1 protein-coding gene is annotated in these 1,781 nt (G+C 62.3%); it reads right to left on the bottom strand.

All coding sequences use genetic code 11. The features are described 5' to 3' along the window. Positions 1 to 181: 181 nt before the first annotated feature. Positions 182 to 1,696: a transposase gene (locus FFS13_RS19675; protein ID WP_137820736.1), complete on the bottom strand. Its 1,515-nt coding sequence runs from the start codon at positions 1,694 to 1,696 to the stop codon at positions 182 to 184. Positions 1,697 to 1,781: the final 85 nt, after the last annotated feature.

Raw genomic sequence — 1,781 nt, 5'->3', positions numbered from 1 at the left:
CTAACGAGACTGTAGAAAAACCCCAAAACCACTCCCGCCATCAAGGCTCACAGCACTTTTTTAAGAAGCTGGGAGCGCATGCGGCAGTGGGCGTTCTTTGGGGATATGTGAGTGGTTGGCCATCCACGTGCTTTGGCAGAGGCCGTGAGAGGCTTCTGAGTGGATTTCTGCAGGCCGGTTTTCATGACCATGCCCCGCGATGCGCCAGTTTTTCGATGTTGTGGGTGACGCAGTAGAGTTTCCACTGCCCATCCACACGCTCACGGCCACGCAGGCTGAAGCGATCCAGGCGTTTGTTGTGGCGCAGGTTGCCGAACACCGGTTCCACCGTGGCGAAGCGGCGCGTGATCATCTCGCGGCCTACGGGGCTATCGATACGCCGGCGCATGCGGGTCAGGGCGTTGTCCTGCTCAGTCTTGGCCAGGATAAAGGCGACCTGGCGCGCCGCGGTTTTCTCAGGCGTGCGCAGGCATTGCTTGCGCTGCAGGCAGCCCAGGCAATCGCGTAGGGCGCCCTTGAACTTGATCGCCGGCTGGCCCTTGATCGTGCAGTGGCTGCCGTTGCCGTAGAGCTGCTTACCCGCCGGGCAGATGCAGGTTTTCTGCACCGGGTCGAAGTGGAAGTCGGCCGGGGTGTACAGCGTGCTACTGGGAGCCTTGGGGCTTTTGTCCCAGAGCGGATCTGGCTTTTCTGTATGCCGCTCTTGCCCGGCATAGCGTGGGTCGCGCTTGCGGTAGCCGTTGTCCGGGATAAAGGCCGGGATGGTGTTTGTCTCTAACTTTTCCAGCCCGTCACGGCTGTGGTAACCGGCATCGGCGGTGTAGCAGGTGGTTGGGGTACGCAGCGAGGCAGTGGCTTCCACCACGGGCGTGAGCAGCGCCTGCTCAGACCCCGTGCCGTGGGCCTGGGCATCGACGATGATCTGCGCCTTCTCGTCCACCGTGGCCACGCCGGTGTAGCCCTGGATCACGCCTTTGCCGGTGGCCATCTTGGCCGAGTCGTTATCGGTGCGGTTGGACAGGTTGACCCGGCCTTTGGCGCCCTTGCGGTCTTCTGGGTTTTCGCTAAGCCAGGCACGTAGCTGACGGGCATTGGCTTGCAGGCGCTCCAGCTTGCGGGCAGCCCGCAATTCGTCGTCCTCTGGCTGCTTATCGCACTGACGCTGGCGCTCAATCATGGACTGCGCCGCTTTCTCCATCTTCTCGGCCTGGCGCAGAAAATCGGCGCGGGTGCCGCTCTTGGCCTTGCTGGCGTTGCTCGGCAGCTTAACGCCGTCGATGGCGAACATCTCACGGCCAATCAGGCCCTGGCGATCACACACGGTGAGCACCTGGGCGAACAGCTTGGCGGCGAGGTCGCCCATGGCGGAGACGAAGTGGGCGAGGGTAGTGAAGTGCGGCTGGCTGTCGCCGGACACCGCCATGAACAATACGTGATCACGGCAGGCGGTCTCCATCTTGCGGCTGCTGATGAGGCCGCGGCTGTAGGCGAGCAGGACTATCTTCAGCAGCACGGCCGGGTCATAGGCCGGCGCGCCTTCGACACTGTTGCGGTAACGGGCGTGGAAGTCGGAGAGATCCAGTTCGTGGTCGACCAGATAGCACAGGGCATGCTCGAAGGTGCCGGGCAGCAGCTGTTTGTCGAAGTCGATGGGAAGGAGTTTGAGGCCCTTGTGAACGGTCTTGAACCGAGGCATCGCGCCCGCGCCTCCCTGCGATTGAATGAGTCGAAGATTATCAGCCGGCACCGCGGCAGGCAGCAGGTTTTTCTACAGCCTCAAC

The organism is Pseudomonas sp. 2FG (assembly GCF_005502935.1).
Taxonomy (GTDB): domain Bacteria; phylum Pseudomonadota; class Gammaproteobacteria; order Pseudomonadales; family Pseudomonadaceae; genus Aquipseudomonas.
The sequence above is the reverse complement of the archived record's forward strand: the minus strand, read 5'-3'. Positions and strand labels throughout refer to the sequence as shown.